The organism is Maribacter polysaccharolyticus, from assembly GCF_028882255.1.
Lineage (GTDB): Bacteria > Bacteroidota > Bacteroidia > Flavobacteriales > Flavobacteriaceae > Maribacter_A > Maribacter_A polysaccharolyticus.
On the sequence record NZ_JARBUY010000005.1, the window covers coordinates 100,971 to 114,972 of the forward strand.

A 14,002-nucleotide genomic window follows, 5' to 3' on the forward strand; every position below is an offset into this window, starting at 1 on the left:
CCCTAAAAAGCCAGGTCAGATCGTTAAGGTTGCGCCGATGTCCAATAGATGTAACTTCTTTCCGGCTTTTTCGAATGCATTGATCGCTGCGGCATGATCTATTTCGATATACCCAAAGGTATCGTAATGATAGCCCAAAATGTTATCGCAGCCGATAAAGTCAGCAGCCAATACGGCATCATTTATCCCCATGGTAAAGTTGTCCCCGATGGGTAAAACGGCTAGGTCCAAATCAGCACTTAGCGGAATTAGTTTCATATCCATCGTTAGGGCCGTATCACCGGCTATATAGATAGTTTTATCCTGGGTGGTAAGGATAAATCCACCGGGTTGTCCGCCATAGGAGCCATCGGGAAATGAAGAAGTATGGATGGCATGCACATATTTAAGCGTGCCGAAATCGAACTGCCATTGACCGCCATGGTTCATGGGGTGTGCTTTTATCCCCTTTGCCTCATAATGTGTGGCTATTTCGAAATTACTGACTACGATTGCCCCGGCAGCCTTTGCAATGGCTTCAACATCCAAAATATGATCTTGATGGGCATGGGTAACCAGAATATAATCGGGATTCAACCCCTTAATATCGATTTTTCCGGAAGCTTTTTCATTTCCGGAAATAAAGGGGTCAACTAAAATGGTGGCCTTTTCCACTTCTATCAATAATGAAGCGTGACCAAGGAACGTAATTTTCATTTTTTTGAAGTTTTTGGTGTACTTCAAAGTTAAAGAACTCTATTTAAAATTAAACCAGAAACGGACACCTTGGGAAAGTTTGTCCACATTTAAATTCGTCTGAAGCTGATTGGCCAATCGATTCATTAATCGAATGCCCATTGAAGATTGGGCACGTTCATCGGTATCTTCGGGCAGCCCTACCCCATTGTCGGTATATTCAAAAAAGCCTTCCTGTCCGTTTTGCTTTCTAATATGGATATAGATCTTGCCGTTTTCCTCATCGTGCGGAAATGCATATTTAAAGGAATTTGAAACCAGCTCGTTCAACATCAATCCAAAAGGAATCGCCCTATCGATATCCAATTCTACGCCTTCGGCGTCTATGGTAATATTTATATTATGGCCTCCTTTTTTATACACCGATTGCACGCTATTGATCAGACTCTCTATATAGCCCTGCATTTCTATGACCGAAAGATCATCGTTCTGATATAGTTTTTGATGGATGAGTGCCATGGCCTTCACCCTGCTCTTACCTTCTTCAAGGGCCTCAATGGCCGCTTTGCTGCGGGTGTTTTTTGTTTGCAGGCTCAATAAACTCGAAACCATTTGAAGGTTGTTCTTTACCCTATGGTGTATTTCCTTTAAAAGGGAGTCTTTCTCAATGAGGGAATTTTCGATAATATGTTTTTGCTCTGCGATCAAGCGTTGGTTCTTGATACTTTTCAAATAGGCATAAACCAGACCGGCAAACCCCATGAGCGTGAAAACCAACGAGATGAAAACCATATTTATCTTTTCATCCTGGGCCGTCATCTCGAGCCGTTGAAGTTCCAAATTCTTTTTCTGCTCTTCGAACATCGCTTGGGTATTGGCCAGATCCCTACCCATTACAGTAGCCAGTTGTTGGGTTCTAAGTTCCGATTCATTGATATCTATGGAATCCCTGATACGCATGTTGCGCTTTAGGTAGGTCACCGAATTCTGATAATCCCCGGTCCTGTCATAATAAGACGACAACAAACGATTCCTTTTAAGGATATGCGTCGTTTTGGTCAACCCCAGATCCGAACTCAAATATTCCACGGCCTTTTCAAAATTCTCCAATCGAAGATAACAATTGGCAATTTCCAAGGTATTCTCCACGATATCCGAAGAATACAGGCCTTTACTGTGCTCGGAGATTTGTTGTATACTGGATTCAAGGTACGGAATGGCTTGCTCATACTGCCCCAACATGGAATAACACTTCCCGATATTGCCGTCAATGACCCCCATAAGGCTTTTTGCAGCGATCAGTTCCTTTTCGGTCTTCACCACCGTAATATTGTTCAGGTAGACCGTTAAATGCCCCTTAGCCTCCTTGTACTTATTCAATGCCACGGAAGGGGAATTATCCAAACGCAGGTAATTGCCGATATTGTTGTGGTATTTGGCCTGACTGAATTCATCATCATCGGGAAAAGTCTTCCGAACTTCTATGATGTAGTCTTTCATGGCCTTTCGGTGCAGTCCCAAATTCGAATAGATATCGTAAAAGGCGATATCCTCTGTTAAGCCAAGGTCTTTCTTTTCCTTTCGAATATCGATCTGCTCCGTATAGAGGGCCAATTGGGAATAGGTACTGTCCATCAACCCCAATAACTTGGCCATAAAATCAAGATCCAATGCATCCTTTTCGTCATAGAGCTCACTGGAAATGGCCAAACTCTTGTCATAATCACCAAGATCGTAATATACCTGGGACTGTATCAGCATATAATGCCTGATGGCCATCGAATCTTTTTCCTTTAGGGCATCGTTCAAATATTGGTTTACGGAATCCAACCAATCATAAGCGGAATTCTGTTTATACCTGTTCGGGGCATTGAAAAAATAAGAAAACCGATCCTCATGTTTATCTTGGTTCTTAAAGTTAAGATATACGTTATCGACCAATTGAACGGAATCCTGGGATAGGATTCCAGGTGATATCAATAAGCTAAGTATACTTATGATCAATGATTTTCCAAGCAGCTTTCTCATATGTCTTAAAAACAAAACCGATTCAAATAAAAGGTTTCATTATATTTTTGTTGTAATTGAAATCCCTAACGATCAATTACATATATCGTTAGAACGAAATTTTACAACTGTGATTGTCCTCGTTTTCATTATTCGCACCAAATGGTGCCAGAAAGATATCCTTTCTGTCACATAGCAGCAAGTTTTCCTATGCCGAAAACCATAAAAACCATAGCTTGTACAAGCTATAGTTTTTAGGTTAAGTAGTATGGTAAGTTTTGGGAACTTAATTATAGCAACAAAAATAGGATATCAATACGGCAGATGTACAATTATGTTGTGAAATGCCCCCTTTATGTTGCGAAACCCCATAAACACCTTTAATAGTGTATTTCATCGGGTTTTTTATACGCTTTATGGATAATCCGAAGGTCGAAAGCTTCTTAATCGAAATGAAAAGGAGGTTCAATCCTTTAGGTGGGGTGTGAATTGGAAAAAAGTAAGAACACCATCCCGCAGTTCGTATTTTAATTCTTTGGACAAGCAAATAAATCGCAACCGTACCATTCCCATGGATAACCTTGGTAACCACATGGTGAAATTACCGGAGATTCCCCACCTAGGTTATATTCGTTCATTCCCCCTAAATGAAACTAACAATCAAAATAAACATTGAGGTATGATCCAAAAACGATCTAGGCTAGCATGGGCTTTGTACCAACCAAAAAGAGCCTTGTTTACCACAAAGCCCTTTTTCGAGAACACTATATGAAAATGAAAAAATTATTTACTTTAATCGCAGTTCCTTCTATTGAACCACATGGCAATATAGCCCCACTTTCGGCGGGATGAAACTAATTGTTGTCAAGTGGGGTTTTTTAGTGGTGTAGCGAGCTAATGGGTATACCACAAAAAAAAAGAGGCGCTATCCGCACCTCTTTTTCCTTAGTTATAATTGTATTCTAGGAGTTCATTGCTGAAATAATAAACTCCTTAAAATCCTTCGATATGGGAATAAGATTGTTATTGATCATAATATCCTTTGAATTGATGGCATCTATATGATCCACATTCACGATGTATGACTTATGCGCTCTGTAAAATTTATTCTTAGGCAACTTCTCCAAATAATCCTTTAAAGGGGAACGTACCAAGAACTTTTTATCAACCGTATTCACTTCCAGATAAACATTATCGGCCTTTATGAATTGGATATCCCCAAATTGTATCCTATAATACAAATGCTGCTTTTTTACAAAAATGGAATCCTTAAGCACGGAATTCGACATGGGCACATCATCGTTCTCCACATTTTCAGGGGCCGCCGATTTATTGGTGCCATAGGTAAAATTGGAAAGTGCAATTTCTATTGATGTATAGAGATCCTGTTGCTCAAAAGGTTTTACCAAATACCCGTTGGGTTTAACGGTCTTGGCATTCTCAACGGTCGCCCTATCGGAGTTTGAGGTAACGAAAATAAACGGTATATCATAGTTCTCACGTATGTGTTTACCCAAATCTATACCGGTTTTGTCAGAGGCCAAAATAATATCGATTAGCACCAAATCGACCTGTTCCGTTTTCAATACTTTTTCGGCTTGTTCATAAACTATGACATTGTCCACAATCTCATAGCCTATTTCTTCAAGCATCGATTGCATATCGTCGGCGATAATAACATTATCCTCAACGATCAATATTCTAATAGGTTTTTCCAAGACATTTGTGGTTTAGAAAGTTATTATTCAAATTTACAAAAAATATCGTTACCCAAATAAAACAAGAGGGCCAGCAAAAAAATACTGATGGCCAATTTCTTCAATTCGGGATCTAATTCCGAGGGTATTCGTATTCCACATACCCGCTTAAGTTGGATTAAAATCGGGATACCCGCAAGCAATGGGAGCAATTGGGAATAACATTTGAACTCCAAAACCACAAAGGCCAACATACTCAGGAGCCCTATGACAATCAATGCCGTATGGTACATAAGCCCATTTTTATAGCCCATTTTCACCACCAAGGTATTCTTGTTCGATACCCTGTCGGATTCATGGTCCCTTAGGTTGTTCAGATTGAGTACACCTGTACTCAATGCCCCGATCGATATGGCCGGCAGTACGCTGGTCCATGGAATATTTTTTGTAAAAAGAAACAGGGTGCCCAATACGGCCAGTAGTCCAAAGAATATAAAAACAAATAAATCGCCCAGTCCGCGATAGCCATAGGCCGAAGCCCCAACGGTATATTTGATTGCCGCCCAAATACTGAAAGCCCCCAAGGCCATAAAAAGAAAAACATATCCCAAATTCCCAGGTCCGAATGCCAGATAAACCACGGCGACCACCAAAATCACATTAATGATGATAGAGACGATAATACCCCTTTTAAGAACCTTACGGGTCAATAAACCACTTTGGAGTACCCGTTTAGGCCCAATACGGTCCTCATTATCGGTACCCTTTACCCCATCGCCATAATCATTGGCGAAATTGGATGTAATCTGAAATCCGATGGCCGTACAAAGTGCCAAGATAAAAATAGTGGTATTACCGGCCCCTTGGAAGTTTGCCAAGGCCGCACCTACTAAAATCCCCGATATTGAGAGCGGGAGTGTTCGCAATCGGGCCGCATTGACCCAGGTAGAAAATTTAGACAATCTAGTAAGGGTCTTCTATTTGTAATCGTTTCCCTTCCTTGTAGGAAGCGACAAATGCATCATTAAATCCTAATTCGACCAATTGTTTCCGAAACTTTTGGGCCTCTTGCAAGGTTTCGAAAGTCCCCAAGGAGTAGGAATAAAATGGATTGGTCTTTACAAAAAGCGTATTGGTCAGTGCTTCCGAAGCCAAGGTGACATTGTTATCCACAAATGATTTTATCTGAACCGAATAAATCTTTTCCTTGTCCAAAAAACTTTTGGCCAGATAAAATTCCTTTACCAAGCTCAATTCCTCATTTTGACGTCTTAGATTATCAATACGGGCTTTATGGGCTTCAAGACTATCTATGGAAACCAAAAGGTTGTTCCTGTTCTCCAGACTATTCGAAGAACTCAATCCCGCCGTGTAGGTGGTGATCCCAAACGTACCCACCAAAAAAAGACCGGTGATGGCCGCAAATATATTTCGTTGGATCTTACTCCTTTTTACCTCTTTGCTCTTAAGTTTAATTTGATCTAGAAGACGTTCGTTTATGATTTGCGCCTTGTCTATATCCTTATGCAATTCCAATAAATCGCTTTCTTCTATAAATGGCATGTATTAAGATGTTTTTAAAAGCTTTATCGATTAAAGGTAACCAAAAAAATCAATCAATTTAACTTAATGGACCCCGAAGTCCATAAAGTTATGATTTTTGATGGTTCCAACAATATTTTAGGCGTTTTTTTTGATAGCGAACTGACAGCCATACTTTTAAACCAATAGGGACGTCACTATCGATAAGATTACGAACCGATGGCATATATGCCGTCATTCTTGATCTCTATCTTTCGGGCCTTGTATAGTGTGCCGATCCCTTTTTTGAATACCTTCTTACTCATCTGCAGCTCTTCTTTGATCAACTCGGGATCGGACTTGTCGTGCAATCCCAAAAATCCGCCATGCGCCATAAGCTGTTCATAGATCTTGTTCGCAGCCGGTTCCAATATCTTTTCGCCCAAAGGCTGCAAGGAAACATCTATTTTATGATCGGGACGTATTTTCTTGATCACCCCTTTGGTGTTGTCACCGATGGATATGGACTTGAATATTTCATTATTATAGACCAATCCCTTATGAAGATTGTTGATGATGACCTCATAGCCCAATTCGGTTTTTCTCGATACCAACAAATCGACGACGTCATCTTCTTTGACCGATAAGGTATCATTGCTCAAAAACCGATCAATTTTGTTGGAGCCTACCAAACGGTTACTCTGTTGATCCAGGTAACAATAAACCACATACCAATGACCTTCCTGCATTTTGTCGCGTTGCTCCCTAAAGGGCACCAACAGGTGTTTTTCGAGGCCCCAATCCATAAAGGCTCCAAATTCATTTACCTCAACGACCTTTAGCAATTGAAACTCATTCACTAAAATATCGGGTTCCAAAGAAGTGGCGACCGGTCTTTCCGAATGGTCCAAATAACAAAAGACCGTTAATTCCTCCCCGATTTCATAGTTTTCGGGAACGTACTTATTGGGCAATAGAATATCATTCCCTTCACCATCCCCTAAAAAAAGCCCTACACTCGTATCCCGCAGGATCTCAAGTGTATTGTATGTTCCCAATGTTATCATAGTGCAAAAATAAGGTTTAAAAGCGTGGACATAAAAAAACCGCCCTTAAAAAGAGCGGTTTGATCTGTTTTATTTATCAGCCTCTACTAATAGACCGATTGTTTGCCGAAATGCTTACAAAGCATATAATACACTACGGCCCTATGTTTGTTCCTGTTGGAGGAACCATACTTTTCCATCACCGTTTTGATACCTTCCATCAATTTGGGGCTATCGCTCATTCCCAATTTCTTCATCAAATAGTTTTTCTTTACGGTTTCCAATTCCTTTTCATCCGAACCCGAAACTTTAGAGGCATCTATATTGTAAATGGAAGGACCCAATCCAATCGTTACTTTGGTCAAAAGGTCCATGTCCGCAGGTTCACCGAATTTATCCTTAATATCTTCGGCATACTTCTCAATCAAATCGTCTCTTTTACTCATAATAGTTAGTGTCTTATAGAATATGATTAATAATACCCTAAGATATGAAATCAAAATATTCCAACAAAATTTTATTGTTCAATAATCTCGGGGTTTTGACCTCTATAAGCTTGGGTCCGACGGCATTTTCAAAGAACCCGTCAAGTGCATTTCGCAGCGTATTTTCCTCATCGACAGCGCAATATTCCAAACCGTACATCTTGCATAAATGTTCGGCATTCAAATGATGTGCGGTCTCAAAATAGGTAGCATAGGTTTCGGATTCTTCCTGTCCGGGTAGGATCCTGAAAATCCCCCCCCCTTCATTGTTGATCAGGATGATCCTGAAATCGGATCTAAGGTAGTTGTTCCACAACCCATTGCTGTCATAGAAAAAACTCAGGTCCCCTGTAATCAATACCGTTGGCTTACCGTTGGCCATGGCCGCTCCTACCGCTGTGGAAACACTCCCATCTATACCACTGGTACCTCGATTGCAAAAGACCTCCACGGTTGGCTTTATATCGAACAATTGGGCATAACGGATGGTAGAACTGTTCGCCATCTGCAATTGTACCCCATCCGGAATACGGTCAAAAATATACTTGAACGCCTTAAAATCGGAAAACGGGATACTTTGAAGGTATTCCGCCCTTTTGAATCCATAATTCGATTTTTTTTGGTTCCAAAACTCAAAATAACCACTCTCGACAAGATTTACCTTGGGCAGAAAACGTTTAAGAAAATCATTGGCGGGTTCCTTAAAATGATGGTTCAAAGCGAAAAAAGTATCATTTGCCCTAAGCGGGTCGATATGCCAATGTTGCCCGGGTTTATACTTACGCAAAAACGCCTTTATTTTCTTGGAAACGATCAAGCCCCCGAACGTAAGGAGGATATCGGGTTGCAGGGCCTTGAATAGTTCCTCCCTTTGACCGGATTTTTCGATTGGTGCGATAATACTATCTATACTCGGAAAAAAACGGGGATGGTGCAGGTTCGATGTCGTCTCGGTCAAAACGATGACCGATGGGTCATTGCCCAAACCATCCAAGAAATCCCCTTCGATGGAGTTCGGACCGTTAACCCCTACAAGCACCATTTTTCGCTTGGCTGCATTCCATTGTTGTAAAAAGCCATCCAAAGAATCTAAAGTCGCTACCGATTCCTCTTTTTTGGACAATGGGGGATGTACAAAGGGGTGTGCAACTTTGTCGTACAAAGGCTCCTCCATAGGCACGTTGATATGTACGGGCAATCGCTGTCCATAGGCCAAGGCAATAGCCTTCTCTAACTCCTTATCATTGAATGCCTGTATCTCATTTTGAAGCCCTTCGACATCTTTATCTATATAGTGGGGCGCATATTTCCTGACTTTCCCCGTGGCGTGGGACACATCTTGTTTTAGATGGGCCGAATACCCGATATGCCGGTGAAAGACATGATCTTGGCGTATGGTTTGCCCATCCCCCACATCAATCTTATAAAAAGGTCGGTCCGCAGATAGGACCACAATGGGAATGGTACTATAGAAAGCTTCGGCCACGGCCGGATAATAATTGAGTAAGGCACTGCCCGAGGTACAGAGCACGGCAACGGGCCGCTTTAGCTGCTGTGCCATGCCCAAGGCAAAAAAAGCCGCACTACGTTCATCGACGATACTAAAACAATTAAAATAGGGATCCTCTGTAAATCCTATGGTCAAAGGGGCGTTTCTAGAGCCCGGGGATATAACGATATCCCGTATTTCTTTGGCCTTACAATGCATGACCACGGTTTGGGCCAACGGTATACTCGAATACTTCATTGGCGCAAAAATACAACGTCCGTAGCACTAAACCCAACGTTCATTTAAATACTCTCAATCGGTAATTACCTGAAGCATGGTCTTACTTTTCGCAACGGTTTCTTGCCACTCTTTGGCAGGGTCGGAAACCTTGGTGATCCCACCTCCCACATATAATGTGGCCTTGGTATCCGAAAATTTCATACAGCGTAGATTCACAAACAGTTCCGATGTTGTTTTGATCGCCCGATACGATTTATTCTCTTGGTTCCTTTCACTTTTGGTCCGGTGAATTTCCTGTTTCAAATTCAGTTCACCCAAGAAACCCGTATAGAATTCCCGTTTATAATTTTCGTTTTCCAGAATGAAATCCCGCGCCGGTTCCAAAGGCATTCCGCAAACTGCCGGAGTGGGATGAAGGGCCTGAATGATTTCGGAAAGGTTCTTATTGTACCCTGCGGTAATTTTCGTGCGCAAGTGCCATAGATTCCCCGCCCGGATAGACGCCACTTCCGATTGCTTTAAATGGGACACCTTCCCCTGAAGGGTTTCCCGTATATAGTCGGTAACCATTTGTTGTTCTTCCAATTCCTTATGGCCCCAAATGGGTCGTTCGTCTTCAACTACGGTCTGTGTACCGGCCAATGACATGGTCGTTAGGCTTTGGTTGGAGGTTCGAAGCAAAATCTCCGGGGTAGCTCCCATCCACATTCCGACCTTGGGATGGTACCACAAATAACAGAAGGCCGATTCGTAAGTAGCCAATAATCGCATCAATATTTGCAAAGGAGGTTTGGTACACCTTACCTCCAGTTTCCTGGAAAGAACCACCTTATCGAACTTTCCATTTGCAATTTCCCGTATACCTTGCTTCACCAAACGTAAATGTCCCTCTTTTTCTTGTGCACTCCCCCCATCGATATCCAATGCCCTTCCCAAAGAGGTCTTTTCCTGTGAACTATGGGCGGTCAATTGTTCATGCAAGGGCAACAGTATAGGGGGATGGTCCCCTTGAAAAGGGGCAATGACAAAACCCTGCTCACTAAAATCATGGGTATGGTACACCGTATCATCCTTTTGCAGAATGGCTTTTACTTCCTTGTCATTCGGTTTTCGATAGATCACAAAAGGCAAGCCTTGTGACAGCTGTCCTTCTACCCGTTTCAAAACTTCTTGCAACATTTTATTCTTTGGGTATGGCTATCGTAGTTAATTTGCAGATCGATATCAATTGCCCTTCGGCATCGGTTATCTTGATATCCCAAAGTTGGGTGGTGCGCCCCTTGTGCAAGATGATGGCTTTTGCGAATACTTCACCTGACTTGATACTTTTGACATGGTTGGCCGAAATCTCGATGCCCCGTACAAAGTACTTCTGGGCATCCATAAAAATATACGATGCCATACTCCCAACACTTTCGGCCAAAGCAACCATGGCCCCACCGTGAAGCACACCATCGGGTTGATGTACCTTTGGGGTTACGGGCATTTTGCCCACCAAAAAATTTTCCCCGATCTCTACATATTCTATATCCAACGTTTGCATCAAGGTGTTTTTGGATGACGCATTGCAAACCTTTAAGATTTTATCCCTGTATTCGTCCATCGAAATATTTTTTGTAAAATTAAGCATTCCGACAACAAGAGTCCTCCGCAGTCCTGTTTTCTATCAGCGTTAGCGTAATTTTATTGCCCTTCAACAAAACCAATCCATTGAAAATCAAGCCCTATACTTTGTTAAAATAAATTGGCCTTTTCTATTATCCATAATAAATTTTGTATTTTCAAAACCAAATTCATCGCCCCCTCACCTGTTGTAATACGAGTTTTTACAAAAAATTCCGGTTCTTCCTATAAAGGATATTCCGTATTGTAAAAGTCCGTACATATGTCAACGCTGAAATTTTTGAGTCATCAATCTAAAACTGTTTTTGATCATGAATATAGGTTTGGAAAAGTACCGATATTACATCGAGGTATTGAATGGGAATGCATTATTCAAGGATCTGCCCTACAGCTCCCTTACGGCCCTTCTAAAAATTGCGACGGGAAAGACTTGGGCCAAAAAATCATGTATCCTGGATACCCAAGAAACCTGTTATAAATTCTATATCATAATTTCCGGAAGGATCAAGGTCTATAATTTCGACATGGAAAAAGATCGCAATTTGACCCTGTTCATGTTGAAAACCAATGATGTCTTCGACATTTTTTCATTGATCGACTGCGCACGGCACGAAGTGTATTATGAAACCTTAGATAAGACGGAATTGCTTTGTATTCCCCTAGCGGATATGAAACAATGGATTGCGGACCATCCCGAATTCAATCAAAACTTCTTGGTATATGTCATCGATAAGATGTGCCATCTGCAAAAATACGTGTCGGATATGGTATTCAAGGATGCCCCGACCCGATTGGCCCATCTCATTTATAATTACCTGAACTTAAATTCACATGAACTCGAAGTGATCAATGATCTTACCCATGAAGAATTGGCAGCCATGATCGGGACGACCAGGGCGGTCCTGAACAGGCATTTGCAAAACTTCAAAGAAGAGGGTATTATCTGTCTGGGTAGAAAGGAGATCATTGTCACGGATCTTCCCGCATTGCTGTCAAAGTTCGGTAACAACAACTAGCCATTCGCGAACTACTTGGGGTTGTTAATTTTATCCTAATTATCTGGAATTATTCTTAATATGATACCTAGGTAGCAATCATTTCTTATAAAGTATCTTAATTTTAAGTAATCGCAAAATGATCGATGCTTAGGACATTGATCGACCAAAACTTCCCCCCTTTATTTGTTTCATGCCTGAATACATTCGGCATTTTAAAAATGTTTCATCAATCTTTAAAAACAATCATCATGAAAAAGCTGTTCATCAATCTAATCGCACTGAGCCTGGTCTCACTGGGTTATTCACAATTTAATTTGGAAGCCAAGGAAGTTGCCTTGGATGAAGTTACCGTTTCTTCCTTGAACGCCCCTTATCTAAGGACGGTCAAGGTTGAGGAAATGCCACCTTCGGTATATCAATTGGAAAATAAGGCCGCACGTTTCGACATCACCAAATCGGATCAATACAAATCCTATTTTGAGGCCTATGAGGTCATATTTTCCCAAGACAACGGTAAAATCGTCGCAACCTATGATAAGGAAGGGAAAATCATCTCTTCTTTCGAAAGATTCAATAATATTACGCTACCCTCGGCCGTACGCAATGCAATATGGAAGGAACATCCCGGATGGGCCATCAAAAAAGACGTGTATTTGGTCAACTATTTCGGTGACCAGGGAGTCACACGTACATGTAGGGTACAGCTCATCAAGGACGGGGAAAAGAAAAACATAAAATTGGATCTAGACGACATTCTTTAAACTGTTGCCAACAGATCATTGCAATTCATCAATCAAAAAACGCCCCCAATCCATTGTTCGTTCCAATACGATCAAGGTGGGGCGTTTATCACTAAGTATTCATTAATCATAAAACCATAATCATCATGAAAAAGCTGTTCATCAATCTAATCGCGCTGAGCCTGGTCTCACTGGGCTACTCACAACAATCCGTTTATACCGATACCGCCAATGAGGTTACCTTGGAAGGGGTTACGGTAAGTCCGTTGAATATTTCCTACCTAAGCATGGTCCAGGAAGAATCAATGCCCGATCATGTCACGGAGCTGGAAAACAAAGCCGCCCGTTACGACATTACCAAATCCGGAATCTATGATTACGAGATCGAGGATTATGAAATTACGTTCTCCCACGAGAACGGTACCATAATCGCCACTTACGACAAAAATGGGCGGATTTTGAATTCATACGAAAGGTTCAATAATATTACACTGCCCTTTGAACTAAGGAATAAGATCTATCAGGAATATCCCGGATGGACAATTCATAGGGACGCTTATATCGTTACTTATTTCGAAGATAGCGGGGTGACGAAAATATGTAAGTTACACCTTCGGAAAGATGGTAAAAAACTGAATATCAAAATTGATATGGATGGGAATATAATCTAATTTAGGATGTAAGTATTTCCGATAAATAGATCAATCGCAATACCAAAAAGTGCAAGTTGTTTTTCTTGCACTTTTTTTATGTCTTGGGTATTGTTTTATCTTTAAGAAATGAAAGTGATCGAAAACCAGGTCGAATACCGGGCAACCAATTCCTATGCCACCCTCAATACCCTAAGCGAAAACACCAGGAATGTTTGGTGGGTTTTTCATGGCCTCGGTCATTTGAGCAAATTTTTCCTAAGCTATTTCAAGGACCTGCCTGCAAATGAAAATTACATCATAGCACCACAGGCACCTTCCAAATACTATTTGAACGATCAATACCGCCATGTAGGTGCCAGTTGGCTCACCAAGGAGCAAACCGAAAATGAAACTGCCAATGTAATGGCCTATCTTGATGCCGTATTGGCCACCGAAAAAATCCCTTCCCATTGTAAGGTGATCGTATTCGGATATTCCCAAGGGGTATCCATAGCCACACGATGGGTCGTACACCGTCAGCTGAAATGCCATCGTCTTATTTTATATGCCGGCGGACTACCCAAGGAACTGAAACCCGAGGATTTTGATTTTTTGGATCTACACCTTACCCAAGTGAGTACCCTTGTCGGAGATCGGGATGAATACATCAACCCAGAACGGCTTGAAAAAGAATCCCGAAAAATCGATTGGCTTTTTAGGGAAAAGGCGAAACAAATCGTATTCAAGGGTACCCATGCACTAAAAAAAGAATTGCTGCACCAATTTCTATAACCGAACCCCATCGCTGTTGTTATGTTCATAAAACATCCCATTACAATAAGTTACACC

General features: G+C 41.4%; 14 protein-coding genes. 4 read left to right on the top strand and 10 right to left on the bottom strand.

Going from position 1 to position 14,002, the window contains the following annotated elements; translation table 11 throughout:
• Positions 1-15: 15 nt before the first annotated feature.
• The 10 genes from PHU20_RS16130 to PHU20_RS16175 all read right to left on the bottom strand — a co-directional run bounded on the left by PHU20_RS16130 (position 16) and on the right by PHU20_RS16175 (position 10,763).
• Positions 16-696, bottom strand: coding sequence for a metal-dependent hydrolase (locus PHU20_RS16130; RefSeq protein ID WP_274826436.1), 681 nt, complete (start codon positions 694-696; stop codon positions 16-18).
• A gap of 39 nt (positions 697-735) precedes the next feature.
• Complete coding sequence (locus PHU20_RS16135; protein ID WP_274826437.1) at positions 736-2,703, bottom strand: sensor histidine kinase; 1,968 nt, start codon at positions 2,701-2,703, stop codon at positions 736-738.
• A gap of 941 nt (positions 2,704-3,644) precedes the next feature.
• Complete coding sequence (locus tag PHU20_RS16140; protein ID WP_274826438.1) at positions 3,645-4,400, bottom strand: LytR/AlgR family response regulator transcription factor; 756 nt, start codon at positions 4,398-4,400, stop codon at positions 3,645-3,647.
• Between the two features lie 23 nt (positions 4,401-4,423).
• Positions 4,424-5,341, bottom strand: a complete 918-nt coding sequence (gene menA / locus PHU20_RS16145) for a 1,4-dihydroxy-2-naphthoate octaprenyltransferase (RefSeq protein WP_274826439.1) — start codon at positions 5,339-5,341, stop codon at positions 4,424-4,426.
• Position 5,342: 1 nt separating this feature from the next.
• A complete protein-coding gene (locus PHU20_RS16150) occupies positions 5,343-5,942 on the bottom strand; it encodes an SPOR domain-containing protein (protein WP_274826440.1) in 600 nt (199 codons plus the stop codon).
• Positions 5,943-6,130: 188 nt separating this feature from the next.
• Entirely contained in the window at positions 6,131-6,967 is an 837-nt protein-coding gene (locus PHU20_RS16155; protein ID WP_274826441.1) for a CvfB family protein, read from the bottom strand.
• Positions 6,968-7,053: 86 nt separating this feature from the next.
• Entirely contained in the window at positions 7,054-7,392 is a 339-nt protein-coding gene (locus PHU20_RS16160) for a DUF2853 family protein (protein ID WP_274826442.1), read from the bottom strand.
• 37 nt (positions 7,393-7,429) lie between these two features.
• On the bottom strand, positions 7,430-9,178 hold the full coding sequence (gene menD / locus PHU20_RS16165) for a 2-succinyl-5-enolpyruvyl-6-hydroxy-3-cyclohexene-1-carboxylic-acid synthase (protein ID WP_274826443.1): 1,749 nt from the start codon (positions 9,176-9,178) through the stop codon (positions 7,430-7,432).
• 54 nt (positions 9,179-9,232) lie between these two features.
• Positions 9,233-10,339 carry a chorismate-binding protein gene (locus tag PHU20_RS16170; protein ID WP_274826444.1) on the bottom strand — a complete coding sequence of 369 codons (1,107 nt, stop codon included), beginning with the start codon at positions 10,337-10,339 and terminating at the stop codon, positions 9,233-9,235.
• Between the two features lies 1 nt (position 10,340).
• Complete coding sequence (locus PHU20_RS16175) at positions 10,341-10,763, bottom strand: PaaI family thioesterase (protein ID WP_274826445.1); 423 nt, start codon at positions 10,761-10,763, stop codon at positions 10,341-10,343.
• Positions 10,764-11,094: 331 nt separating this feature from the next.
• On the opposite strand from PHU20_RS16175, the gene PHU20_RS16180 reads away from it, so the two are divergent.
• The 4 genes from PHU20_RS16180 (at position 11,095) to PHU20_RS16195 (ending at position 13,945) form a co-directional block, all read left to right on the top strand.
• Positions 11,095-11,799, top strand: coding sequence for a Crp/Fnr family transcriptional regulator (locus PHU20_RS16180; RefSeq protein ID WP_274826446.1), 705 nt, complete (start codon positions 11,095-11,097; stop codon positions 11,797-11,799).
• 230 nt (positions 11,800-12,029) lie between these two features.
• On the top strand, positions 12,030-12,542 hold the full coding sequence (locus PHU20_RS16185; protein WP_274826447.1) for a hypothetical protein: 513 nt from the start codon (positions 12,030-12,032) through the stop codon (positions 12,540-12,542).
• Between the two features lie 125 nt (positions 12,543-12,667).
• On the top strand, positions 12,668-13,192 hold the full coding sequence (locus PHU20_RS16190) for a hypothetical protein (protein WP_274826448.1): 525 nt from the start codon (positions 12,668-12,670) through the stop codon (positions 13,190-13,192).
• Between the two features lie 108 nt (positions 13,193-13,300).
• On the top strand, positions 13,301-13,945 hold the full coding sequence (locus PHU20_RS16195; RefSeq protein ID WP_274826449.1) for an alpha/beta hydrolase: 645 nt from the start codon (positions 13,301-13,303) through the stop codon (positions 13,943-13,945).
• Positions 13,946-14,002: the final 57 nt, after the last annotated feature.